18 protein-coding genes are annotated in these 25,234 nt (G+C 65.8%); 10 read left to right on the top strand and 8 right to left on the bottom strand.

What is annotated here, in order from left to right; genetic code table 11:
- Positions 1-214 precede the first annotated feature (214 nt).
- The 6 genes from OPIT5_20885 to OPIT5_20860 all read left to right on the top strand — a co-directional run bounded on the left by OPIT5_20885 (position 215) and on the right by OPIT5_20860 (position 10,794).
- Positions 215-2,623: a cellulose synthase gene (locus tag OPIT5_20885; protein ID AHF92338.1), complete on the top strand. Its 2,409-nt coding sequence runs from the start codon at positions 215-217 to the stop codon at positions 2,621-2,623.
- A complete protein-coding gene (locus OPIT5_20880) occupies positions 2,620-4,794 on the top strand; it encodes a Bacterial cellulose synthase subunit (GenBank protein ID AHF92337.1) in 2,175 nt (724 codons plus the stop codon). The genes OPIT5_20885 and OPIT5_20880 overlap by 4 nt, the downstream gene beginning before the upstream one ends.
- Positions 4,791-5,975 carry a glycoside hydrolase family 8 gene (locus OPIT5_20875; protein AHF92336.1) on the top strand — a complete coding sequence of 395 codons (1,185 nt, stop codon included), beginning with the start codon at positions 4,791-4,793 and terminating at the stop codon, positions 5,973-5,975. The genes OPIT5_20880 and OPIT5_20875 overlap by 4 nt, the downstream gene beginning before the upstream one ends.
- A complete protein-coding gene (locus tag OPIT5_20870; GenBank protein ID AHF92335.1) occupies positions 5,972-8,242 on the top strand; it encodes a cellulose synthase in 2,271 nt (756 codons plus the stop codon). Before OPIT5_20875 ends, OPIT5_20870 begins: the two co-directional genes overlap by 4 nt.
- Positions 8,239-9,687 (top strand): diguanylate cyclase, encoded by a 1,449-nt coding sequence (locus tag OPIT5_20865; protein ID AHF92334.1) that lies wholly within the window; start codon positions 8,239-8,241, stop codon positions 9,685-9,687. Before OPIT5_20870 ends, OPIT5_20865 begins: the two co-directional genes overlap by 4 nt.
- A gap of 483 nt (positions 9,688-10,170) precedes the next feature.
- The gene (locus tag OPIT5_20860) at positions 10,171-10,794 is read left to right on the top strand and encodes a hypothetical protein (GenBank protein ID AHF92333.1); all 624 of its coding nucleotides are present in this window, start codon (positions 10,171-10,173) and stop codon (positions 10,792-10,794) included.
- Between the two features lie 187 nt (positions 10,795-10,981).
- Here OPIT5_20860 and OPIT5_20855 read toward each other — a convergent pair whose 3' ends face one another.
- Both OPIT5_20855 and OPIT5_20850 read right to left on the bottom strand, forming a co-directional pair.
- Positions 10,982-11,584: a hypothetical protein gene (locus OPIT5_20855; GenBank protein AHF92332.1), complete on the bottom strand. Its 603-nt coding sequence runs from the start codon at positions 11,582-11,584 to the stop codon at positions 10,982-10,984.
- A gap of 86 nt (positions 11,585-11,670) precedes the next feature.
- Positions 11,671-13,035, bottom strand: coding sequence for a transcriptional regulator (locus OPIT5_20850; GenBank protein AHF92331.1), 1,365 nt, complete (start codon positions 13,033-13,035; stop codon positions 11,671-11,673).
- A 309-nt stretch (positions 13,036-13,344) separates the two neighbouring features.
- On the opposite strand from OPIT5_20850, the gene OPIT5_20845 reads away from it, so the two are divergent.
- From OPIT5_20845 to OPIT5_20830, 4 genes are all read left to right on the top strand, one after another.
- Positions 13,345-14,088, top strand: coding sequence for an N-terminal cleavage protein (locus tag OPIT5_20845; GenBank protein AHF92330.1), 744 nt, complete (start codon positions 13,345-13,347; stop codon positions 14,086-14,088).
- A 56-nt stretch (positions 14,089-14,144) separates the two neighbouring features.
- Positions 14,145-14,990 (top strand): glycosyltransferase family 1, encoded by an 846-nt coding sequence (locus tag OPIT5_20840; protein ID AHF92329.1) that lies wholly within the window; start codon positions 14,145-14,147, stop codon positions 14,988-14,990.
- A 145-nt stretch (positions 14,991-15,135) separates the two neighbouring features.
- Positions 15,136-16,824: an endoglucanase gene (locus OPIT5_20835; protein ID AHF92328.1), complete on the top strand. Its 1,689-nt coding sequence runs from the start codon at positions 15,136-15,138 to the stop codon at positions 16,822-16,824.
- Between the two features lie 423 nt (positions 16,825-17,247).
- Positions 17,248-18,735 carry a beta-mannanase gene (locus OPIT5_20830; GenBank protein AHF92327.1) on the top strand — a complete coding sequence of 496 codons (1,488 nt, stop codon included), beginning with the start codon at positions 17,248-17,250 and terminating at the stop codon, positions 18,733-18,735.
- Between the two features lie 33 nt (positions 18,736-18,768).
- Here the strand turns inward: OPIT5_20830 and OPIT5_20825 are convergent, their stop codons facing one another.
- The 6 genes from OPIT5_20825 to OPIT5_20800 all read right to left on the bottom strand — a co-directional run bounded on the left by OPIT5_20825 (position 18,769) and on the right by OPIT5_20800 (position 24,952).
- Positions 18,769-21,141, bottom strand: a complete 2,373-nt coding sequence (locus OPIT5_20825) for a TonB-denpendent receptor (protein ID AHF92326.1) — start codon at positions 21,139-21,141, stop codon at positions 18,769-18,771.
- Positions 21,142-21,386: 245 nt separating this feature from the next.
- Positions 21,387-21,863, bottom strand: a complete 477-nt coding sequence (locus OPIT5_20820; GenBank protein ID AHF92325.1) for a methylamine utilization protein MauE — start codon at positions 21,861-21,863, stop codon at positions 21,387-21,389.
- Positions 21,860-23,953, bottom strand: coding sequence for a hypothetical protein (locus tag OPIT5_20815; GenBank protein AHF94566.1), 2,094 nt, complete (start codon positions 23,951-23,953; stop codon positions 21,860-21,862). The genes OPIT5_20820 and OPIT5_20815 overlap by 4 nt, the downstream gene beginning before the upstream one ends.
- A 36-nt stretch (positions 23,954-23,989) precedes the next feature.
- Positions 23,990-24,094 carry a hypothetical protein gene (locus OPIT5_20810; GenBank protein ID AHF94565.1) on the bottom strand — a complete coding sequence of 35 codons (105 nt, stop codon included), beginning with the start codon at positions 24,092-24,094 and terminating at the stop codon, positions 23,990-23,992.
- A gap of 48 nt (positions 24,095-24,142) precedes the next feature.
- The gene (locus OPIT5_20805; protein AHF92324.1) at positions 24,143-24,268 is read right to left on the bottom strand and encodes a hypothetical protein; all 126 of its coding nucleotides are present in this window, start codon (positions 24,266-24,268) and stop codon (positions 24,143-24,145) included.
- 36 nt (positions 24,269-24,304) lie between these two features.
- Positions 24,305-24,952 (bottom strand): hypothetical protein, encoded by a 648-nt coding sequence (locus tag OPIT5_20800; protein AHF92323.1) that lies wholly within the window; start codon positions 24,950-24,952, stop codon positions 24,305-24,307.
- Positions 24,953-25,234: the final 282 nt, after the last annotated feature.

Raw genomic sequence — 25,234 nt, 5'->3', positions numbered from 1 at the left:
CTTTCATGCCGACCACCACTACCACATCATGTCACAGTCTTCCCTCCACCGTTCGATGTCAGGGCGCGGCCTTCCCTCCGGCGCCGCCCGCCGATTCCGTCAGGAACAGTCTCTCCAGAGATTTCCCGCGCCGTCCCCGGCATAGACAAGGGTGAAGCCGGCCGGATACGTATCCTGAAATCGGGTCCAACAGGCGGCCGGCAATCCTGATGGCATGCGGATAACCGGGCACCAGGCCGCGCGCTTCGCGCCGGTGCATGGCCCGCCACGACGAAAATCCCGTGCTCACCAACGACACCGTTCCATGAACAGCCAGCGTTTCCGCGACAGCGCCCTGCTTGCCCCGTTCGTCCTTGTCCTGTCCGTCGGCCTGCTCTTTTTCCTCTCCTGGCTGCTGATCGACGACGAGCAGCTGCAGATGATGCTCGCGGCCGGCATCCTCGTGCTCCTGCTGCTCCTGCGCACCCTGCGGATGCAGCGGTGCCGGGTGCTGTTCATCTTTCTCGTCACCTACCTGTCGTTTTCCTACTTCGTGTGGCGCTGCACCCAGACGCTCAATTACCACGATCCGGTCAGCTTCGTTTTCGCTCTCCTGCTCTTCGTCGCCGAGCTGCATGGCTTCGTGCTCCTCGGGCTCTCCAATTTCACCAACATCAAGCCCCTTTTCCGCAAGAGCGCCCCGCTGCCCGCCGACGAAGCCGCGTGGCCGACCGTGGATGTATTCATCCCCACTTACAACGAGGACATCGCCATCGTCGAGACCACCGCGCTGGCCGCGCTCCAGATCGACTGGCCGAAGGACCGGCTGCGCATCTACGTGCTCGACGACGGCGGCACGGAGGCCCGCCTCCACCACGCCGATCCGGAAATCGCCGCCGTCGCCCGGCAACGCCGCGAGACGCTCGGCGCGCTCTGCCGTCACCACGGCATCACCTACCTCGCCCGCGAGAAAAACGTCCATGCCAAGGCGGGCAATCTCAACGCCGGCCTCCAGTGCAGCTCCGGCGCGCTCGTCCTCATCCTCGACGCCGACCACGTCCCCGCGAGCGACATCCTCAAACGCACCGTGGGCGCCTTCCTCACGGATCACCGCCTCTTTCTCGTCCAGACGCCGCACTTCTTCGGCAATCCCGATCCCGTCGAGAAAAACCTGCGGACGTTTTCCGTCATGCCCGGCGAAAACGAGATGTTCTACCACGGCGTGCAGCCCGGCCTCGACAACTGGAACGCCGCCTTTTTCTGCGGCTCCGCCGCCGTCCTCCGCCGCCGCGCGCTCGAGGAATGCGGCGGCTTCTCCGGCCAGTCCATCACCGAGGACGCCGAGACCGCGCTCACCCTGCACGCCGCCGGCTACCACTCCGCCTACATCGACCGGCCCATGGTCTGCGGGCTCGCCTGCGAATCCATCCCCGCCTTTCTCCAGCAGCGCTGCCGCTGGGGCATGGGCATGGTCCAGATTTTCCTGCTCAAGAATCCGCTCATCCAGCGCGGGCTCACGTTCCCGCAGCGCATGTGCTACCTGAGCAGCTGTTTTTACTGGCTGTTCCCCTTCAGCCGCGTGTTTTTCCTGCTCTCGCCGCTGCTGTTCCTCCTTTTCGGTCTCAAGATTTACGATACCACCGCCACGCAGTTTTTTATCTTCGCGCTGCCGCACCTGATCGGCGTGCAGTTGCTCCACAGCTACCTGTTCGGGCGTCTGCGGTGGAGTTTCATCGGCGATGTTTACGAGATCATCCAGTCGATCCCGCTGCTGCCCGCGCTCCTCGGCACCGTGCTCCGGCCGCGCGCGCCGATCTTCAAGGTCACCCGCAAGGGCGAACGCCTCGAGGCCGACCGCCTCTCGCCCTTCGCACGCCCCTACGTATTCCTCCTTCTCGTCAATCTCTCCGCCCTCGTCGCCGGCTGGTTCCGCGCGTCGGCGTCCGGCGCCTTCGCCTCGGCCGCGATCACGATGGGCTGGGCCGGGCTCAACAGCCTGTTCCTTCTCGCCTGCGTCGGCGTGATGCTCGAACGCCGCCAGCTCCGCGCCTTCCCGCGCCTGCCGGCGTTCGACCCCGTCACCTTCACGCACGGCGGCATCACCTGGAGCGGCCGGCTCTTCAATCTCTCCAACACCGGCGCCGGCTTCCGCATCCAGGCTGACTCCCCGCGCGGTCTCCCGCACTTCGATGGCGAGAGCATCCTCTCCGTCCGCGACCGCTCCGGCCAGCTTCTCCACCTGCACGGACGCGTCCGCAACGGGCGCCCCACCCGCGACGGTTTCGAGATCGGCTTCCATTTCGAACCGCACAACGACGCCGAAAAACTCGCCCGCATCCGCCTGGTCTATGGCGACAGCGAGCGCTGGACGTCCTTCCAGCATTCCCGCCATCGCGACAAGGGCATCCTCGCCGCGCTCTTCTTCGTGCTGCGCGTCGGCAGCCTTTCCGCGCTCGAGTACTTCGGGCACTGGATCCTCCGCCTGCTCGGCGGCTCCCGCCCCGGCCGCCCGCCCGTGCTCGACATCCGCTCCGCCACGCCCGGCACCACCCCGCCCCTGCCGTCCCCGCAGGGAGGCGCCGGCATTCTCCAGGCCGCCCAGCGCGTCTACCGCGTCGATCCCGCCACGCACCCTGACTCATGAAAATCGCCGCCCACGCCTTTGTCCTTCTTGCTGCGTTCCCGCTCGCGGCTCCGGCAGAAATCCTCCTGCCCCTGCTCGAGGACGTCCCGGCTCGCTCCGCCGCCACCCCCCTGCCCGTGGACGCTGCCGCCGCAAATGCACCGGTTCCCGCTCGCACGCTCGACGAAGTCCCCGCCTCCGGCTGGCAGCCCTGGCAACCCGTTGCCGCGCCCGCTCCGGTGGCGCCCGCTCCGGCTGTTCCCGTTGCGGACGCGCCCGTCATCACCGGGCTCCGGCCCGCGGCGCCTGCTCCCGTCACGCCACCCGCCACCGCGGCCGACTCCAGACCCCGGACCCTGAACACCTGGCAGGTCGCCCTCTCCGATCTCCTTCCCTCTGCCGCCTCCTCCCCTGCCGACCTCGTCCGCATCGATCTCACTCCGCTCAAGCCGGTCAGGAAACTCACGTTCCAGCTTTCCCCGCGCGACCTCCCGCAGACCGCCACGCTGACGCTCGCCTGGAACCACTCCCGCCTCCTCCAGCAGTCCGGCGCGCGCCTGGAAATCCGCCTCAACGGCATCCTCGTCGGCCAGCCTGCCTTCGCCGCCGCCGGGGAAGACGCGCCCGCGGCAATCACGTCCCGCCTGACGCTGCCCGGACGGCTGTTCCGCCCCGGCGCCAACACCCTGTTGTTCACCTTTGCCGGCCTTCCGGCCAAACTGCCGGCGACGTCCTCCGCCCAAGTATCCGCTCCCGGAATACAGATCGAGGCCGGCCGTTCCATTCTCGCCGTCACCGCCGCCGCTCCCGAGGCGCCCCGGATGCTCGACGAGTTGTCCGCCTGGCTTGCGCCGCGTCCGGGCGAGCCCTTCCCGCTCCACATCGCCATCCCGCAGTCGTCGCCGCTCGACGACGCGCTCCTCACCGCCGGCGCCATCGCCACCCAGGGCGTTGTCCTGCGCCTGCCGGGAAACGCCCGCTACCACCTCACCTTCAGCCCCCGCCTCCGCCGCGCCCAGGACAACCTCCTCATCGGCACCTTCGCCCAGATCCTGCCGTTTCTTCCTGAAGATGCCGCGCCCCTCCCGTACCAGGGCCCCGTGATCGCGCTCCACCACCTGCCGGGTGATCCCTCGGCCGCGCTCGTCGTCATCACCGGCCCCTCGGAGCAGGATGTCATTACCGCCGCCGCCGCCTTTGCCGCCGCCGGTTTTCCGCTTCCCTCCGCGCCGGCCACGCTCGCCACGCTGCCCGAAAACTATCCGGACCGTTCTCGCCCCGCCGCCGCGCCGATTCCCGACCTGACCGCCACCACCGCGCCCGCCGACACCGGCGGCGGGCGGGGCAGCCGTTTCCTGCGTTTTTTCCGTGACGTCGATTCACCTCCGGCCGGCCCGGTCGTCATGCCCCCGGTTTTTGTCCGTTTGCTCGACGGCGATCCGCGCACCGTCGTCTCGATGTGGGACATCATCAGCCAGGCCGCCCGACGCGAGCACCACGCGCTCATCCACCTCCAGGCCTCCTTCAATCCGCCCCCGGCCGATATCGCCGGTTCCGTTCTCCATATCGAGGTCGGGCTCCTCTCGCAATGGACACCCGCGCAGCGCGAACGCCATCCGCTGCGCCTCGCCGCCGATGGCGCCGTCGAATACACCGACCGCCTCCCTGCCGCCGCCACCACCGCGCCCGGACGCAAGCCTCCCCTCCTCTCCTGGCTCATCAAGCGCCAGCCTGAAGCCCCGCGCGCCCGCCCCACCCTCACCTGGCGCGTGCCGGCCGTCGATTTCACCGACGCCGCCCTCATGCTCGCGGATCCGGATCCGTCCCTGCCGCCCGCGATCATCCTCGCCGCCATCGATCCCGGCCGCCTCCAGATCGCTGTCGAGCACCTCCAGACCGCTCCTCTCGACTGGTTCGACTCGCCCGCGCGCCGCCTGCTCGTCTGGTCGCCCGCCACTCCCCTGCCCTGCCTCGCCTCCGCCTCGCCGGACGAATCCGCGACCGATGCCGCTGTCGCGCCGGCCGCTTCCTCTCCTCGCGGACCGGCCACCGACGCTGCCGCCAGCCCGATCCGCCCCACCGTCGTCATCGCCCTCGCCGTGCTCGTTTTTATCGGCGCCCTCGCCCTGATCACCAACCGCGTTCTTCGCCGCGCCCAGAAGAAGACCCGCGTCCGCACCCTCGCCACATGACACCCTCCGGCCTGCGTTCCCTCCTTCTGGTCATCGTCCTCGCCGCCGCGCCCTTCCCCCTCCGCTCCGCCACGACGACGCCGTTGCCGCCCGCCAGCCTTTCCACCGCCGCCCGCTACGAGGATTTCAAGGCGCGCTTCATCACCCCCCGCGGCCGTGTCGTCGATACCGGCAACGATTACATCAGCCACTCCGAGGGCCAGGGCTACGGCATGCTCTTCGCCACCGCCTTCAACGACCGCGCCACCTTCGAGCTGCTCTGGAAGTGGACGCGTGAACAACTCCAGATCCGCGACACCGACAAACTCCTCGCCTGGCGCTGGGTGCCCACGCCGTACGGCGGTTTCGTCGACGACAAGAACAACGCCACCGACGGCGACCTGCTCGTCGCCTGGGCGCTCCACTGCGCCGACCGTCGCTGGCAGGTGCCCGCCTTTCGGGCCGCCTCGCGCGCCCTCCTCGACGACATGGAACGCTACCTCGTCGCCTCGCAACCGCTCCCGCTGCCGGCCCGCTCCTCGCGCCTCGCCCTCCTGCCCGGCCGCGCCGGTTTCGTGTCCGCCGAAGGCATCACCCTCAACCTCTCCTATTACGTCTGGCCCGCGCTGGCCGACTTCGCCGCCGCCGACACCCGCCCCGCCGGCCAGAGCCCCTGGCGGCAACTGATCGAGGATGGCCTCACGCTCCTCTCGCTCAGCCGCTTCGGGCCCCGCTCCCTTCCCGCCAACTGGATACTCCTCGACACCGGCCCCGCGCCGCGGCCCGCCCCCGGCCACCCGGCTGCCTTCGGCTACGACGCCGTCCGCATCCCGCTCTACCTCGCCTGGTATCAGCCCCGCCATCCCGCGCTCGCTCCGGTTGTCGGCTACTGGTCCACGCCCGACTGGCGCCGCCATCCCGTCAACGAAATCGCCCTCGACCACGCCTCTCCCCCGCCTGGCGCCACGACCGGCGCGGCGCCCTCCGCACCCGACGCCCACCCGGCCAGCCCCGGGCTGATCGCCCTCGTCAACGCCACCGGCCGCCTGCGCCTCGGCCGCACCTGGGACCCCGTGACCCTGCCGGCAACGGCAGTGGAAGACGATTATTACTCCGCCTGCCTCGATCTCCTCTCCCGGCTCGCCCTCGCCGCCAACACCGCCCGCCGGCTCACCCCCGCCGAGCTTTACGACACGCCATGAGCAGCACCCGGCCCACACTCTCCGGCCTCCTTCTTCTCACCGGCGCGGCGCTTCCCGCCATGCTGCCGGCCGCCGCTCCCGCACCGGTTGCCCACACCGCCGCCTTCGACGACTCCGCCGCAGTCTTCACCGGCGACGTCCGCCAGGGAGCGACCGTCCTCGCCGCCGTCCGGCAGGCACGCCCGGCCGCCCGCCAGGCGGTCGCCGTCTTCGACGACCCCGAGCCGCCACCCGCGCCACCGTCTCCCGCCCCCGCTGTCCCTCCCTCTTCCGCGCCTGCCGTCCCCTCCGATGCCGCCGCTTCTCCGCAACCCTCCGTCGCCGAAATTCTCGACAACGGCACGAACGCCGACCTTGCCGCGCTCGGCAACGAAGCCCACGCCCGCCGCGACGCCGCCCTCGCCGAGGCGCTCGCCTGGGCCTGGTATCGACGCGCCGACTACGCCCCGGCGGGCCTCTGGTTCTCGCAGGCCGCCGCCTGGGGCGCCGGCGGTGACGATATCCCGTACGGCCGCGCCATCACCGCCCTCAGTGAAGACCGGCCCGATCTCGCCCGCCAGCACCTCGCCCCGCTCGTGCGCCGCGGCCTCGAAAAGGCCCTCGTCCTCAACGCCGACCTCAACGCCCGCCTCGCCTCCGAGGCTTACGAAGCCGGCCGCTACCCCGACACCATCGCGCTCCTCAACCAGGTTTACCGGCAGCGCTACCTCAACCGCCGCGAACAACTCCTGCTCGCCTGGTCGCACCTGCGCACCGGCGACGCCACGAAAAGCTCCTCCATTTTCGAGGGCCTCTATCGCGCCTACAAGGACGAAGCCAGCGCCGACGGTCTCGTCACCGCCACGCTCGCCCTTCCCGCCGCGCCCGGCGCCGAGCCTCCTCTCGCCCGCCTCCACCGCCTTGGCGCCGCCGTCGGCGGTCCGCTCAACGACAACCCCGCCGTAGCCGCCGCCGCGCCCGTGGCTTCGGGAGGACTCGCCGCCGCCACCCGCGCCGCCTGGCAGGGCCGGCACGTCACCGCACTCGCCGCTGTCGCCGAAGCCAGAGAGGCCGGCGATCCCGTCGCCCCGCAAACCGCCACACTCGCCAGCCAGCTCACCGGGCTCGCCGCCCCCGCCGTCACCCTCGCCGGCTCCTACACCACCAAATCCGGCACCGAAGGCCTCGGCCAGCTCAACACCAGCACCTTTCCCGTCGTCAACGCCCGCGCCGTCATCGGCGGCCGCCACGAAGTCGCGCTTCAGGCCAGCCTCGTCCGGCTCAAGTCCGGCACGCCCGTCGGCAGCGAATACGACCCCGTCGGCACCCCGCCCGTCATCCCTCCGCGCGACTACTCCGACCCGGTCATCCCCGAGTATCCGGATTTCAACCATTCCCCGACCACCCACGTCTACGACTCCGACGTCACCGTCTCCTGGCGCTACCACGGTGACGAGTACTCCCCGTGGATCGCCGCCGGCGCCGCCCCCGAAGGCATCCGCAACCGCAACTTCAACGGGCAGGCCGGCCTCACCCGTGTCACGGACGAAGGTACCACGCTCGAAGCCGCCGGTTTTTACCTCCCCGTCCGGGAATCCCTCCTCTCGTACACCGGCATCCGCGACCCCTGGACGGGCGCCTCGTGGGGCCAGGTCATGAACACCGGCGTCCGCCTCCTCGCCGCCCGTCCGCTCGAAAACGACTGGTCCCTGCGCGCCGAAGGCCAGGCCTCCCGCCTCACCGGCGACCACGTGCAGACCAACTACGGCCTCGGCCTCAACCTCGGCCTGCGCAAGGACATCCCCTCCGGCCTGCTGCCCTTTGGCGATCTCGCTTATCTCGCCATCGGTCCGGATGTCAGTTTTCTCCACTACGAGAAAAACCTCAGCAAGTTCACCTGGGGCCACGGCGGCTACTTCAGCCCCGAATACCTCCTCCAGGCCGACATCGGCGCCAATCTCCTCACCAGGGAAGGCGGCTCCTGGCTGGCCAAGCTCGACGCCGTCCTCGGCTACCAGACCAACGAGCAGGCCGATGCCCCGTACTATCCGCTCGGCTCCTCCGGCTCCGGAAACCCGCGCTATCCGGGCACCAGCACCTCCGGCCTCGTCTTTTCCTTCCGCGCCCAGGCCGCCCTCCTGCTCTCGCCGCGCTGGACGATCGGCGGCTTCATCGACGCCAACAAGACGGCCGACTACAATGCCTACGGCATCGGCATGCAGCTCACGTATTTCTTCGCCAACCGCCTCGGTCTCTACCGGGAAGACCTTCAGTTCCCCGCCTGGTGAAAACCTCCCGCAAAAAAGAAGAGGACACTCCGCTCCTCACCCTGCTCGCCGGCATGGTGCGCAAGGCCCTGCATGACCGGCTCACCGATCTGCCCAACCGGTTTTTCTTCGACCAGGAAATCAGCCAGAACCTCAAGGACGCCCGCAAGGCCGGCACCCGGATCGCCATCGTCCTGATCGATCTCGACAACTTCAAGGAACTCAACGACGCCTACGGCCACAAGACCGGCGACCTCCTGCTTCGCCAGCTTGTCGACCGGCTGCGCCCCCTCATCCCCGCGCCCGAGTACCTCGTCCGCTGGGGAGGCGACGAATTCCTCTGGGTCATTCCCGGCCTGAAATCCGAAAAGGCACTCGTCGCCCGGTTCGCCGACATCCTGCAAGCCGTCCATGCCGTCGGCCGGGAAAATCCGCGGGCCATGGAGCTCACCGCGAGCATCGGCCACGCCATCTATCCGGATCACAGCCGCTCGCTCGACCGCCTGCTGCAGCTCGCCGACTACGCGATGTACCAGGTGAAGAATTCCGGAAAAAACAACTACTTCACCGGGCCGCACCATGCCCCCGGCGCCTCGCCCGCCGGCACACGGCGCATCCTGCAAAACCGCGCCATCCCCTCCGTCCTCTTCAACCGCCTCAACGCCTCGCTCAAGACCGAGAACATCACGATCGTGTATCAACCCGTCCGTGACATGGTGGCCGGCTCCGTCCACTCGCTCGAATGCCTCCTGCGCTGGCACGACGAAAAGCTCGGCGAAGTCCTCCCCTCGGAATTCATCCCCTATGCCGAACGCAACGGGCTCATCATTCCCATCGGCTACACGCTCATGGAACAGGCGATCGCCCGGCTGCGCGAATGGAAACGCCACCAGCCCGACCTCCGCCTCTCCATCAACCTCTCGCTCCCCCAGCTCCTCGATCACCAGCTCTACCCGACGCTCTCCCGCCTGTGCGCCGCCCACGGCATCGCGCACGACGACATCATCTTCGAGATCACCGAACGCCAGTCCTTCCTCGAACGCCCCGTCTGCCAGGAGAAACTGAAATTTCTCCGGCGTCGCAACTTTCACCTCGCGCTCGACGACTTCGGCGTCGGCTGGTCCAACTTCGAGTCGCTCTACAAGCTCCCCTTCCAGTCCATCAAGATCGACAAGGCCATCGTCCAGAACGCGCACGTCCCGAAAGGCAACCGCGTCATGAAAGCCATCGTGCAACTCTGCCACGGCCTCGGCATGGAAGCCGTGGCCGAAGGCATCGAGACGGAAATAACCGCCCAGGCCGTCCGCGATCTTGACGTCACCCTCTGTCAGGGATTTCTTTACAGCCCGCCGGTCAACGACACCGCAATCCCCTCGCTCCTCCGGAGCCGGCCTCCGCCCTCGCCGGCGGCACGGCCCCGGAAAACGTCCCGACTCGCCTCCGGCATCGATTGGCAACGTTGGTGATCCCTCTCTCCCTTTCCCGGTCGTCTGATCAAATGGTAGAACAAAACCGTAACTGCGGGTCTCTGGCCCGAGCCGGTGTCAGACGGCCGGGATCCATTTTCCGAAAACCTGTTGTTCATTTTCCCGATCCTTTCCCGGTCGCCTGACACGTGGTAGACCGTCCGCGGGTTTCATAGCTGACCCGGGACGGCGTCAGGTGACCGGGATCCATCTGGCGAGGCTATCGCCACCATCCGGCATTTTCATCCGATTCACAGTTTTCACGCCGGCTAATTCCCTCCATCAATCATGCTGCAGACTAACGACATCGACGCAGCCGCCGGTTGACGTCGTTCCCGCGCGGTGCTGCTCTGCCGTCCTTCTCCGGCCTGCCGGGTTGCCCTCTGCCACACCTCGTCCCTTCACCGGGCCGGACGTATCCGGACAACACGCACGCTCCTGCCGGAGGCGCCTCTTCAACTCAACGACCCTGGAAACCCTCCCATGGAAATCCTCACCTACCTCACCGGTGTACTGCTGCTGGTCACACCCACTTCGTTTCTGCTGCGCGGCCACTACAAGGTGGTGCCGTTCCGCCGTGTGATCGAGCGTCCCTCGTTGCGCGCGCGAGCCTGCGATCCGGTCCTCGCGCTCAATCTGGCCAGAAGCTGGCTGGGCACGGAACTGCTCGGCATGTCATGGGACATGATCCGGCTGCCGTTTGCGATTCCGGCGCTCGTCCTCGGCCTGGGTCTCGTCCTCCAGCAGTGTTTTTACCGGGACGCCGGGATCGCTCTTCCCGCGCCGGTGGCCTGGGTGGCGGGAGTCGCGCTGGGGATCCTGCCGCTGTGCAGTGCGGCCGGTGCGCTTGTCATCGGCTTCGCGGCGGCGATCGCCTTCCGCAGCATCGCCGTCTTCCACATCGCCGGCGGCATCTGCCTCCTCGCCGGAGGGCTCTTGATGAATGCGCCGCTCCGGCCCGTGTGCCTGGCGACGATCGTGTTTGTGGCTCCTGTCCTGCTCTCGGCACTACGCCAGCGGACGCTCGGCCTGCGGGTCGTGGTTCGGCCGATGCCGCATGCCCGGGTCACGTCGCACATGCGCGACGTGCCCTTCCGCCACGGCTGAAACCGGTCGACCGGTGGTGACGGAGCGGCGGCATTCCTGCCGCTGCGACGAGGCGCGTCAGCGCCTCGCCCCGTGCCTCACCGTCCGAATCGACGACGCGTTGCGTCGTCAGCAGCGGCACGTACCGAGGCCGAAGGCCGACAGCTTGCCATGCCGCCGCTCCGCCAAAACAGTTACGCGTGCTACATCAGGGCGCCGCGGGCTCGGCAGGCTCGACGACGCGGAGCGCGACCTCGGCGATATCGAGCCGGCCGGACGTCACGCTGAACAGCGCAGGCATGATCTGGATCGCCTTTGCGCCCTCGGGAACATTGAACCGGACCTTGCGCTCGGCCCAGCCGTCCGTGTCCTTGCTGGCGAGAACGAGGGGTTTCGCCCCCTTGATTTTCGAGCCGCCGGGACCGGTCAGAAAATCGCACATGATGCGGGCGTCGAACCACGATTTCGTGCCCTTCACCAGGCCGGTCGCCCGGACGCGGCAACTCAGTTCGACGGCCTTTACGTCGGGCTTCAGGAACGCGAGGTGGTAGATGAGGATCATCTTGTCGGGCTCCGTGGCTTCGAGGCGCACGAAACGTTTGCCGTCCTCGGACGTTTCCCACGACGAGGCGCCGGCCTTGGGTTTGCCCCATTTGTCGGGCCAGCCCGCGTCCTTGCTGTCAGTCGAGAAATCGCCGTTGACGATCAGGTTCGTGCCGACGGCGGATTGCGCCTGCAGGGCGGTGCCTCCGGCGATGAACAGGCTCGCGATGAGGACGAAGAGCGATGCGGTTGCGGATGTTTTTTTCATGAGGTTTTGATGTCGGGTGGTGGGTGCTGTCGCAGCGGAACGGTAAAACCCGTCCGGAAGAAGGACCGGCGATCCTGCAAGGCAGGTCAGGCCGTCGGGGAAGAGGGCGGAACGATTCCCGAAGGGAGCGCCGGGGCCTCGGCGGCGGTAGCCGGCATGATGATATTCAGCATCGGGAGCCGGCTGCGGAAATCGTCGTCGATCTTTCCGCGGCCGCCGCACGTGCTCCGGACGATCAGGCGCGGGATCTGGCCACCGGGCGACTGCGCCACCTCTCCCCGGGCGAGCGCCAGGGCGTTGCGCAGCAGCCAGGTGCTGATGTCGTCAAAATTCTGCGGAATCGTGCTCAGCGGCGGGTCGCTGAACACGCTGGCTTCGGTGTCGTTGAAGCCGATGATGCGATAGTCGCGCGGGGCGCCCAGGCCGAGCTTGTGCATCGCCGTCATGAAGCGCAGGGCGTGCTCGTCGTCATAGCTGATGATGGCGAGGTTGCCGTCGCGGCAATGCTCCCGCCATCTGGCGGCGATCTGGTCCATCGGGCGCGTGCCGGGTTGCACAAGTCCGCAGAGCCCGGGAAGACCTTCACGCGAGGCGCGGCAGGCGTAGGCCGTGAGCGATTTTTGCAGGATCACGTCCGCGGGCGCATCGGGACCGAGAAAGGCGATGTGCCGGGCGCCGAGTTCCAGAAAATAGGAAGAAAGCGCCTCGACGGCGCGTTGCGAACCGCCGCCAAAGCGCAGCGGGTTGACGAAGCTGTTGCGCTCCAGGCCGGGAATGACCATCGGCAGGCTCACCTGCAGCGGACTGCGGGAAACAAAGTCCCGCACCTCGTCCACCTTCTCGAAGGGAAACCAGGGCAGGGCGAGCGCCGCGCAGCCTTCCTGGCGGAGCTGTTCGGCCTGGCCGAGCGCGTCGTCGGAAAAATCCCGCACCCAGCGCGAGGAGATCTCGATGCCTTCTTCCAGGCCGGCGTGGGCGATTTCCTGCAACAGCCTGCTGGCATACGTATTGCCCGAAGGCACGACCAGAAGCCCCACACGGCGGGCCGGTGGCGTCGCCGGAGCGGTGTGCCCTGCCGCCGTGGTGACGCCGCCGGCCGGCGTGCCGTTGGCGCCGCCGACGTTGCGATTGCCACGATGGTCTGCGGGTTCCGGTGTGGACGGATCCCCGACAAACGTTCCGCTGCCTACGCGGCGAACGATGCGGCCTTCCTCCACCAGTTGCTTGAGGGCCTTGCGGACCGTCAGAAAATTGCAGTCGTAGAGCTTGGCCATGCTGCGTTCCGACGGGAGCCGGGCTCCGACAGGCAGGGTTTTGGCCAACTGCCGGATTTCACGCTCCACCTGCCGGTACTTCAGCGGAGCGACCACCAGATCGGAAGGCTCGGGAATGTGGGCAGGAGCATTGGGTGAGACAGACATGGAGACAGGGTTTTCGAGGGATTTCGTCAATTCGTATAGCAATGCATAGCAATTCCGTCGTAAAAATCGAACCTTTTTTATGCAAATCGCATCGATTTTATTTTAATAAATTTTAAATCAATAGCTTATAATATAAAATGTTTTTCGACACCCATAACAGCAATAATTTCGCGATACCAAAATCAGCGGATTATTGAAAATTCCTTAACTATATTTATGATAACATATTGATTTAATTTTTCCCGTAAAAAACAATATCGGACTGCTTCAGCCCCCAGACAAAGCGCTTGACTATTACTAGACCCACTCTCAGGCTATTCGTAAACCCATCGCTTCTCCATGTTCGCCACGCTCCTATCCCGTTCTTCGTTCACCCTTTCCGGCGCATCGGGCCGCTCGCGCGCCTTTACCCTGGTCGAGTTGCTGACCGTCATTGCCATCATCGGCATCCTCGCGGCGATCATCATACCGGTTGTCGGGAAAGTGCGGCAAACGGCGCAGGCTGCGGTTTGCGCCTCCAACTTCCGGCAAATCGGCATCGGCATGGTGCTCTACGCACAGGACAACAAGGACAACCTGCCCGTGCACAGCGATGCCGGCACGCTCACCATCGGACAAAGCCCCTCCTATGGCACGGAAGGTAACAGCAAAAAGCGGCTCCCCCTGCTGCTCGCCCCCTACCTGAACACGCCGACCGCTACCCGGAATTCGGACAGCGACGCGACCAAGATGCACTGGTCGCCCCTGTTCGCCTGCCCCGCCTGGATGACCGCCCGCAACCCATCCACGACTGCGGTTATCCCCAGCGTGAGTCTCACCAAGAGGGCTACCCTCACATCAGGCGAATCCGTGACGGAAGGCGGTTTGTATAAGTACGGTGTCAAATTTTCGGACATTCTCCAGCCCGCGCAAACGTGGTTTTTCATCGACGCGGACGCGGTCACGTTTGGCAGCGGCAATGATGTCCCCCGCAGCCCCGTTCACGGCAACAATCGCAACGTCCTCTATTTCGACGGTCACGTCGGCAAAATCAGCACCAAATACACCCGCACCCAACTCGATAACCTGAATAAAAAACTATAGCCCGTCCCGTCCTCCCGTAACCGCATCCACCGCCACCCGATACTCCTGTCATATTTATGAAACGTAAAATCCTCCTCCCCGCCTGCGTCTCCGTTCTCCTTGTTCTGACGCCCGCTATTGCCAGCGCTCAGGCCGTCCTGCAGCTCGATTTCGGCCCGACCGTGGCCACCGGCGACGCCGCCCTGACCAACAGCCCTTGGCACACGGTCAGCAATTCAACGTCCGACAAGACCTGGAATACGGTCGGATGGACCGACATCGCGGCGGGCGGCCTCAAGTGGTCCGATGGAACAACCGCCGCCCGCATCTCCCTCTCCTTGGGAGGGAATACCGCCAGTACGAAAAATATCTATCTGTCGGGGAACAGCAACTACCCGGGCGAGGCTTCACGCTTGAGCGGCGCACTCGGAACCGCAACCGCCTCTGGAGTCTATAGCGGAACCTCCGTCGCCACCGACGGCATTTACGTTGGCTCAAGTTCCGGCACGAGGTCCGTGGGTTTCCAACTGGCCGGCCTCGCCGCCGGCACCTACGACATCTACATCACAGCCCGCAATACCAACCTGAGCGGCTCGCAGACGCAGAACCTTTACGTGGGCACCTCCTCCGTCGCCTCCGATAATTTCAATTTCACCAACTACGCGACCGAATCCCTGACTTTCTCCAGTAACACCGTTTCCACTACCGCCTGGGTCGAGGCAGGAAAGGGCGAAGCAGCAAACTACGTCAAATTCACTGTCACCCTTTCTTCCGGTGACATCCTCAACATCGCCAGCCAATCTTCCGTCCGCGGCTTCCTCAACTCCGTGCAGATCGTCGCCGTCCCCGAACCCGCGACCGTCGCCCTCCTCGCCGGTCTCGGCGTCCTGACCACGGTCATCGTCTTCCGCCGCCGCTCCTGACGCACCGCGCGGGCAACCGCATTTCGGTCGCCTTGCTTCCGATCTTCCTCGTTCCCGCCACGGGACTCTCCCGTGGCGCAGTGTCCCGCGGCTCCGCCTTCCGCCCTTCCCGGGCTCGCCCCTTTTCCGCACGTAATATTTTCCAATGACAACATCCCCTCGCCATTCGCTCTCCATCCCCGCGCCGGTTCCGGTTTTTGTCGCGGCCGCCGTCGCGCTGCTGCTTGCCCTTGCCATCCCGCCCACCGCCCACGCGGCCGATCCCGTCATCACCAACGGTGATTTCTCAAAACCGGACGCCGCCGGCGACTGGCCCGCGGGCTGGGGCAAACCCAAATCCGGCGCGTCCTCCTGGGAAACGGACCCCGACACCGGCAAGCGCTTCGTCCGCATGGCCTCCACCACGCCCGGCGAGATGGTCATGATGTACAGCCGCCACAAAATCCCGCCCGGCACCAAGGCCCTCGAACTCAGCTTCGACTGGCGCGTCACCGGCCTCAAGAAAGGCGACGCCCCCTGGTTCGACGCCCGCCTCATCTACGAATTTCTCGACGCCGGCTTCAACAAGGTCCAGGGCAAGCCCGGCCCCTCCTACCGCGGCAGCGACACCCAGGGCTGGGAAACGCGCACCACCCGGTTTCTCGTTCCCGAAAACGCCGCCGTCCTCGTCATCATGCCCGCCCTCTTCAATGTGAAGTCCGGCACCATGGACATCACCGGCATCGAGGCTCGCCCCACCGGCACCGCCGAACTCGATGCCGCCGCCGCCCAACGCGCCGCCGAAGCCAAAGCCCGCTACGTCCCGCCCGAAGAACCCAAACCCGCCAACTGGCCCAAGGAACTCCGCGTCGAAGGCACAAAAATCGTCGACGCCGACGGCCGGGAAATCTGGCTCCAGGGCCTCAGCACCAGCGGACTCGAAACCATTCCCCAGGACATGCAGCCCCTCAAATCCGTCGTTGTCGGCATCGAGGAGTGGAAAGCCAACGTCATCCGGATGCCCGTCAACGAATCGCACTGGTTTGGCCGCAACGCCTTCCAGAAAGGGGACAGCAAGGAGTTTCGCGAAAAGATCGACCAGCTCGTCACCCTCGCCGCCAACCGCGGCGCATACCTCATCATCGACCTGCACCGTTTCCGCGCCCCTCGCGCCGAGCACGTCGAGTTCTGGACCGATGTCGCCACCCGCTACAAAAACCACCCCGCCGTCATCTTCGAACTTTTCAACGAACCGCACGGCATCTCCTGGGAAATCTGGCGCAACGGCGGCTTCATCGGCGAAAAACAAAAGCCCGGCGATGAGGACGCCTTCCTCGACAAGGACGAACTCAAGAAGACCAACCAGGGTTTCGAGTCCGTCGGCATGCAGGCCCTCGTGAAAGCCGTGCGCGACACCGGGGCCAGAAATCTCATCCTCGCCGGCGGCCTCGCCTGGTCCTACGACCTCACCGGCATCACCGACGGCTACGCCCTCGACGACCTCGGCGGCAATGGCATCGTCTACGGCTGGCACGTCTACAACTGGCACAAGGGCTGGGAGAAAAACATGATGGCCGCCGCAAAAAAGTACCCGATCCTGGTCGGGGAATTCGGGGCCGATATCAAGAAGATGAACTTCATCCCGCTCGAGGCGCAGGAAGATCCTTACACCTGGGTGCCCGACATGTTCGGCTTCCTTCAAAAGCACCGGCTCCACTACACCGCCTGGTGTTTCCATCCCCGCGCCACACCGGTCCTCATCTCCGACTGGCTCTACACGCCCACCCCTTTCTACGGGGTCTTCGCCAAACGCGCCCTCGCCGGAGAAAAATTCGAACTGAAAAAGACTCGCTGACCTGATTGCGCCCGGGCCCGGTCCGGGCGCCAGCATTGCGGCCACTCCCTGATGGTTCCTGTTTCCGTTTTACGAATACGTGATACCCGTTCCTCAAGACTTTCCGATTTTTACACAAAGGTCACAGAGCGGCGCAGCCGCAACCGAAGGCGGGCGAGGGGGGGGAGGGAACTGCGGGCAAGGAAACAAGGTACGGGGAGGGCGTAACCTCTCTCTCTTTCTCTCTGCGCCCACTCCCAATCTCTGCGGTGTAAAAATTTGCACCACAGAGATTGGGAGTGGGCGCAGAGGGCAAGCCAGCGTCCCCGGAATGCTCAACTTCTCCCGGATTCAGAATCCTCGCCCACTGCAACGAATCCCCGGGATCGCAGTGCAAAGTTCACAATGAATTGTCTGTTAATTTTTTCGCGCCCTTCGCGATCTTTGTGTAAAATCCGGAACATCCAGGGCACCGGTGTGAGAACTGCCGCATCGCCTTCCCCGCCAGGCCTGCTGCTGTTACTGCTCGCCATCGGGCTGCTCGCTGCGTCGCCCGGCATCTGCACGCCGGTCGCATGGACCTGGACGGCCGAAGAAGCCAGCCTCATCGGCCAGACGCGCCTCGCCCGCGAATTCCCCGATGGCACCGGGCGCAGCGTAGTGACCGGCTTCGTACAGCCGGGAGACGCGCTCGACTTCTCCGTGCGCGTCCCCGCCGCCGGCCATTACCTGCTCGAACTCACGTATGCCTGCGATGCCGACAAGCGCATCCCCGTTTTCGTCGACGGCAACCTGCAAGGCAGCCGCCTCTTCCCGCAGACCGACGGCTTCGGGACGCATCCCTTCGGCCGCGTGATCCTTCCGGCCGGCGCCAGCACACTCCGCATCGGGACCGACTGGGGGTATGCCGACATCGCCTCCATCCGGCTCTCTCCCGCCACACCTCCCGCTGCGTTTCAACTCGCCGGCATGCCAGTCAACCCGCGCGCCTCGCCCGAGGCCCGCGCGCTCCACGCACTGCTCGTCCGGGAATTCGGCCGGCGCACCTTTGCCGGCCAGCATGATTCCGGCCCGCAAGACATGGCCCGGATCGGACACATCGCCCGCCTCACCCGAAACGCCGCGCCGGCGATTCTCGGCCTCGACCTGCTCTACTACTCCGGCGCATGGAACCACCCGGAAGGAGACGGCGCCGTTGAAAAAGCCCTCCAGTGGAGCCGGGACCGGGGAGGCATCGTCACCCTTTCCTGGCACTGGCTTTCCCCGTTCGGCGCCGCCGAACCGGTATGGAGCAGTTTCTCCACCGGCAAGACCACCTTCGATGTCGGCCGCCTGGCCGACGAAACATCCGCCGAGTATTTCGCCGCGATCCGGGATATCGACCGGATCGCGGAAAAGCTCAAGGTCCTGCGCGACGCCCGCGTGCCCGTCCTCTGGCGTCCCCTCCACGAAGCCGAGGGCGGCTGGTTCTGGTGGGGAGCCCGCGGCCCCGAAGCGGCGAAACGGCTCTACCGCCTCATGTATGACCGCTTCACCCGGCTGCACGACCTCGACAACCTGCTCTGGGTCTGGACCTCGACGGACGATCCCGGCGCCCCCGACTGGTATCCGGGAGACGATGTCGTCGATATCATCGCCACCGATCTTTATGCGCCGGCCGGCACACGGGGAGATTTTTTCACGGTGTTCGACCGGCTCCGGGAACTTTATGGAGGCCGCAAGCCTCTCGCCCTCGGAGAATGCGGCCCGCTGCCGATCGTCGGCACGCAGGCCCCGTGGCTGTGGTTTCTCGTCTGGGACGACTACATCACCCGCACCGATGCCAACCCCGCCGCCACCGTCGCCCGGACCTGGGCGCTGCCCCGGGTCATCACCCTCGAACGCCTCGGGGCGTTGCCCGATCGCCCGTCAATCGCCGGTGAAAAACACTGAACCGGGCCAGACAGGTGGTTGCCGGCTTTCCTTTCAGAACCGCAGCGTCACCTGCATGCCGTACATCCGGGGAGGAGCGGCGACGAAGGTCGGGAGGCCGTAGATGGCGCCGAGGTTGCCCGCGTCCACGAGGTAGTTTTTGTCGAACAGATTGTCCACGTAGAGCAACACCTCCCAGCGCCGCTGCGGCGAACGCCAGCCGGCGCGCACGTTCACCAGGCCAAAGCCTCCCTGGTGCAGGCTGTAGTCGAAAAGCGAGTTGTCGTCGTTGAAGTAGTACCCTGCCCGATACTGCCAGACCGGCGACACAAAAAACAGGCCGTAACCATCGACCGGCAGCACGCCGGTCGCACCGAGGGAAAAGGCGTACTTCGGCGTGAGCCGGGTCGAGAAGCCGGCATACGCCTGCGGCTCGCCGCCTTCGCCGGTCTTGTCGAAGGTCGTGTCGTTGAAGCTGGCCACGGCAAACAGGCTGATCCGGTCGGTGAGCGAGCCTTGCACCGAAAATTCGGCTCCCTTCCCGGTGGCGCTGCCCGCATCCTGCACCGTCAGGCGCAAGCCGCTCGCGCTGTCGATCGCCACGCTCTGGAAATGGCTGTAGTTGTAATAAAAGACCGAGGCGCTCCACTGTACGCGCTCGCGCCACAGGCTGCCGCGCAGGCCGATTTCGTAGCTCCACACCTCTTCCTCGGCAAACGGCGTGGTCGCGTCGGCATCGATCATGAAACCCGGCGGACGGCGGCCGCGGGAGACGCTCGCCCACGTGTGCACCGGCCGGGCGATCTCGTAGTCGACCGCCACGCGGCCCGCCCACGACCAGACACGGTCGCCCGCCTCGATCCGTCCGTCGGTCGGCGCGAAGATCGTGTTGGGCGACGTGCCGAGCGGGATGCCGATCAGGGACGGCGCCGGCGCGTCGACGACCTCGTAACCGGAAGCGATGTCCTCCCATGTGCCGCGCACGCCGGCGGTGAACGAGAGGCGATCCGTGGCGCGCCACGTGCCGTCGAGCACGAGATCGAGCGCGTGGGTGCGGCCGGTGACAATGTACGATTCGGGGTTGTCCGGGTTGAGCGGCGCGTTGGCGAGCAGCGCGAGCGCCTGCAACGAGGGCGGCAGCGCGGGGTTGTTGAAAAGCGCCAGCGAGGCCGGCAGCCGGTCCACGGGCACGGTCGGGTCCATCGTCGGGATGGCGGCGTTGACCAGCGCGGCGGGCACGCCCGCGGCGACGAGCGTATCCCGGAACCGGCCCGAGAGGAACGGCCAGGCGGCGCGCTCGTCGGTGTGGAGCGTCATGCGCTGCTTGTTGTTTTCGTAAAAATAACCGACGCCGGCAAAGCCGGCGAACTTGCCGCCCGCGTCGTAGTTGACACGGAATTCCTGGCTGAACTGGCGCCCGTCGGCGCGATCGGTCAGTTCGATGAGGTTGATCCGCGAACCGTCGGCGTCGTAGTCATCCCTGGAATCGTACTCGCGCCAGCCGGTCGTGGAGGTGAGCGTCCAGTCGGGGTTGATCCGGTGCGTCACGATGCCGGTGACGCCCTGCACGGTGCGGTCCACGGTGAGGTCGCGCCCGCGATTGAGCTCGGCAAAGGTGAACGGGCTGGTGTCGCCGCCGGTCGGCGGGATGAGGTTGCTCTTGAAGCCGGTGGCCGACGGGGTGTCGTGCTGCCAGTTGCCGATCAGGTCGATAGTGGTGCGCCCGTCCGCGCCGCCGGGCTGCCAGCGGAGCGAGCCGCGCAGGGCGAGCGTCTGTTGCCCGTTGAGATCGGAGCCGTCGGCCACGTTGTCGGTGTAGCCGTCGCGCTCCGTGTAGCTGAAAGCGAAGCGGGCAAAGAGCTCGCCGGGCACCAGAGGCGTGTTGAAGACGCCGCGCGTGGTCAGCGCGTTGTAATTGCCGAAGCCGGCGGTGAGGCTGCCTTCGGTGGCGTCGACGGGCTTGTTCTGCGTATAGGAAAGCACGCCCGCCTCGGCGCCGCGGGCAAACAGGGTGGGTTGCGGACCGGGCAGCAGTTCCACGCTCTCCATGTCGAAGAGGGCGATGTTGCTGGTGCGCTGGCGGCCGATGTAGACGCCGTCCTGGAAAACGCCCACGCGGCTGTCGCCGCGACCGTCGCCGCTGTCGCTCGTGATGCCGCGGATGTTGATCACGGTGTTGGACGGCGATTTTTGCGCCGTGAACAGCCCCGGCATGTACGGGGCCAGTCCGGCGACGTCGTCGATGCCCTGGTCTTCGAGAAAGGAACCCGACCACGCCGTGACCGCCACCGGCGCATTTTCGCCCGCATGCGTCGCCGCGATCTCGAGCGGGGGCAATGTCAGGGCCTCGGTGTCGTCTCCTCTGGCCGGCAAGGGCGCAAGGGCGAGCACCAGACCGAGACCGACAAGAGGTGTGGTAGGTGTCATGAAGCCGGCAATGTGAAGGTCTTGTTAAGGAGAATGCAAGTCGACCTGTACAAGGTGCATCCGGCTTGCAGAAAAACCCGGGAGAGGGGTACGCGAAAAGGGAAAGCCGGCAGACTGGCAGAATGGCCACAAAAAACACGAAAAAACACACCGCGGACGAAATCCTCCCGCGCGCTTATAAGCGCGCGGGAGACTCTCGCCGGACAGAATGATTTTTCGTGTTTTTTGTGGCCATTCTCCCCGGATCAGGAGCGGTCCTGCCTCCCCGGCCGTGTTCTGTGCGCCTCCCGGATATCCGCGAGCAGCAGCGCGCCGGCGGCCAGAATCACCACAAAGTTGCGAAACACCACATCCTGCAACGACAACGGGAAAACCCGGCCGAAGCAACCGGCGGGGATAGCGAGCCCCTGCCACCACGCCGAGGCGACGACCGCCGTGAACACCTCCAGCATCGCCAGGGCGACCACGCCCGCCGGCAGCCGCAGCCGCGGCACCCACCAGGCGATCGCCAGCGTGACCTCCAGCCACGGCAGCAGGGCGGCCAGCGCGAGCGGGGCGCCCGCCGGCAGCAGGCGGTAGTTCTCGATGTCGGCGGCAAACGCACCGACGTCCGCCAGCTTGAGCACGCCCGCCGCGGCCAGCAGCAGTGTCAGGAAAAGGCGCAGGCAGAAAACCGGTCCCGGTCCGGCGAGCCTCCGCAATTTTTTCCCGTTCGTATTCATTTTTCAGTTACGGATGGCAGGCGGACGGCAACGGTGGTGCCGACGCCCGGCGTGCTCTCGATGCGGATGTCTCCGCCGGCGACGCGGGCCAGGTCGCTGCAAAGCGTGAGCCCGATGCCCGCGCCCCGTTCCGCGTTCGTGCCGGGCATGCTCTTGACCGCCGCCTTGAGCAGCAGCGCGAGGCGCTCCGGCGCGATGCCCACGCCGGTGTCGCGCACGCGGATCTCGATCATCCCGTCTCCGCGCAGGCTGTGGCCGGCGGTCACGATGACCGTGCCGCCCGGCGGCGTGAACTTGATCGCGTTGACCAGCAGGTTGCGGAGGATGGCCTGCAGATGCTGCGGATGCGCCTGCACGACGAGCCCGGCGGGCACGCCGTTGACGATCGACAGCCCCTTCGCCCCGCCCGCCCATTCGAGCAGCCGCGACACGTCCGCCATCGCCTCGCGCACATCGACGCGCTGCCCGCCCGCGGCGTCGCCCTCCATGCGCGAGGTGCTCCAGAGGAGCAGGTTGTTGAGCAGCTCGGTCTGCAACAGGCAGGCGCGCGCGATCTCGTTGGCCATGCCCGCGAGTTCCTCGCGTGAGAAACTCTCCGCATTGTCGGCAAGGATGCGCGTGAGCGATTGCAGCGAACTGGCCGGCCCGCGCAGATCGTGGCCGATCACCGCCAGGATCCGGTTGCGTTCGCCCACCATGTTCGCGAGGTTTCCGCTCAGTTGCTGCAACTCGCGCGTGCGCTCCTCGACCTCCTTTTCCAGGCTCGCCGTGTAGCTGGATTGCATCCGCAGATTCTCGTCGAGCAGAGCCCGCTGCCGGAAAGCCGTCGCCAGCGTAAGCAGCACCAGGTGGAGCGCGGTGCCCAGCAGCAGGAGCATCCGGGTCTCGTCGTATCCGGTGGCGTCGCCGGTGGCCAGAAACATCCAGACCACCGACACCATTCCGTAAGGGGCGAACGCCAGCAGAAGATACCGGGCCTGCAGACAGCCTGCCCGCCAGCGAAGCACGCCCGTCCACAAAACCGTGCCGAGGAAAAACACGACCAGCACCGTATATACCTGCAGGTAGGCCAGTGAGACCGACGGCCAGAAACTGGCTACGACCGTGAGCAGCCACCACAAGGCCACCGCCTGCAAACGCCGGAGCCGGCGATCGAGCCGGCGATCTTTTCCCGGCGTCTCCAGAAAATAGCGGGCGAAGAGACACAGGCGGTGCATGATCAGGCAGCCCATGATCGACATCACCGTCTCGGGAGGCACCGACGGCACCGGCCACTCGTAAAGCAATGATCCGAGCGTGCTGCTCAACCACGTCAGCAGACCGGTCAACCCGACAAAGATCGCATAATGAAACTGGTTGTCCTGGCGCAGCATGGCGTAGAAAAAAACCGCCACGGCCAGCATCCCGCCCCAGAGCGAGAACCAGGCGATATACTGGCCATAAGTGAGCAGCTCCCGGTCGATGAAATCTTCCCGGTTCGGCCAGTAGAGAAACCGCGAGGGCAACCGGTTGTAATCCCTCACATGCAGATAAGCCGTCAGCGACTGGCCGGCAGGCAGCTCCACATCGAAGGCCATCCAGCGTTCGGTCTGCCGGGGATCGCGCGGCGAGGTGGAGGCACCACAGATGCGTTCCTGCCAGCCGCCGTCCGGGGCCGGTGTGTAGAACACGGACCGGTCGTAGCTTCGCAAGATGAGATCCAACACCCCGTCGCTGCGCGCACCCGCGCGATTGTCGATGGTGATCCGGTACCAGCGTTCCTCGTTGATCCGGCGGTTCTGCTCCCGCGGTGACCCGGGGCCTCCCAGAGGCACAAAGGCGCCGAGCCGGTCCAGCTCCGCGACCCGGCCGATGGTCAGCGCCGGGTACCCTTCCGGTGCCGCGTTTTCCGGCAGCCAGAACGCTTCGATGCCGGGCGCACCGGGGACAAGCAGCGCCTTCTTTTCCGGGACCAGTCCGTGCGTGCCCCGGTAAAATGCAGCCGATCCTCCGAGGATTGCGGCGACGGCAAGGACAACAAGCCACCACGCCGGCGAGGGATACCCGGGCGACCGGAAAGACGCGGGAGGATGCGGGACGGGCAGGAACAACAGGTCGGGAGGTCGAGGGGCCGCCGGGATTGCGGCTCAGCTCACGAGAAATACAACCGGCACAAAGATAAAAGAGGCCACCGGGATGACGGGCGCAACGGTCGGCAACGCGGTGGCCTTCACGTCCGGATCAAAAGACATGGTACAGGACGTCAAAAAGATGCAGCCGGAAAAGACAGGCGGAGCACATCAGCTGGTAAGGACAAGGATCACGCAGATCGCGAGCAGGAGCACGGCAATGGCGATAGCGAGGGAGGAGGGAGGATTTCCATTTTCGTCGGAATACATGGCCTGGATTTTTGTCAATCTGTTCATGGTTTGAGCGGAAAGGCGGCGGGAAGACGGGGCGGTTCAGGGCGTGCGGCGCAGAAAGAGGCTGTCCGTGTAATCGATGCCCGATGCACCCTTGCTGTGGACGATGACGGTGGCGCGGCTTTCGGAGACAGCGCCCTCGGCCGGCGTGACGACGAGGGTGTAGTCGGAACCGGGTTTGTCCTCGGTGAGCTTGAGGCGGAAGGCGGGGCCGGGTTCGGAAAGGGTGACATGCGTGACGGGACCGTCGGCACGGAAAGCGAGTTTTACGGGGCGGGGCGTGTTGTCCGGACCTCTGATGATAACGAGTCGCGGAGTGATTTCCAGTCGCTGATAGAGATTTGCAACAAACTGCAACACGGTATCGCCGGCATCGGTACGGACGGTGATCAGTTTGGTTTGCAGGCCCTGGCGGGAGCCGATGGTAAACGTGGCTTTCAGTTCCCCCTTCTCGCCCGGGGCGTAGCTTTTCCGTTCGAGTTCCGGGACGGTGCAGCCGCAGGAGGAATGGATATCGAGGATGCGGACGGTCTTTTCCGACTTGTTTTCGAAAGGATACGCCGCGGTGAGCACGGTGTCGCCGGACGCGGGCGTGAGTTCGACGCGGGTGGAGGTCCAGGTGAGCTGCGCCCGCAGGGGCAGGCCGGGAATCAGCAGCAGCCAGACGGCAAGGGCCGGCCCCCGCAAAAAACACCGGAAACGGCCAGCAGCGCTGCCGGGCCGCCGTCCGTGGATTTTTTTACCACGGATTACACGGATGAAAAACCGGATAAAGGCAGGGATTTCATTCCAGGAAGTAACTTTCCATCCGTGTAATCTGCAAAAATCCGTGCAATCCGTGGTTAAAATGAAAGCAGGATATCGCGCGCGGGAGTCTTTGCGGCCACAGGCCGGTTCTGTCGGTGCTTTCATATCTGCTGGTTCCTTGTTCCCTTGATCGGCCACTTTTCGCTGGTTCTGTATTCCGAA

Source organism: Opitutaceae bacterium TAV5, assembly GCA_000242935.3.
In the GTDB taxonomy this organism is placed as follows: Bacteria; Verrucomicrobiota; Verrucomicrobiia; order Opitutales; family Opitutaceae; genus Geminisphaera.
Note: the sequence above shows the minus strand (reverse complement) of the source record. Positions and strands in the feature narration are given on the sequence as shown.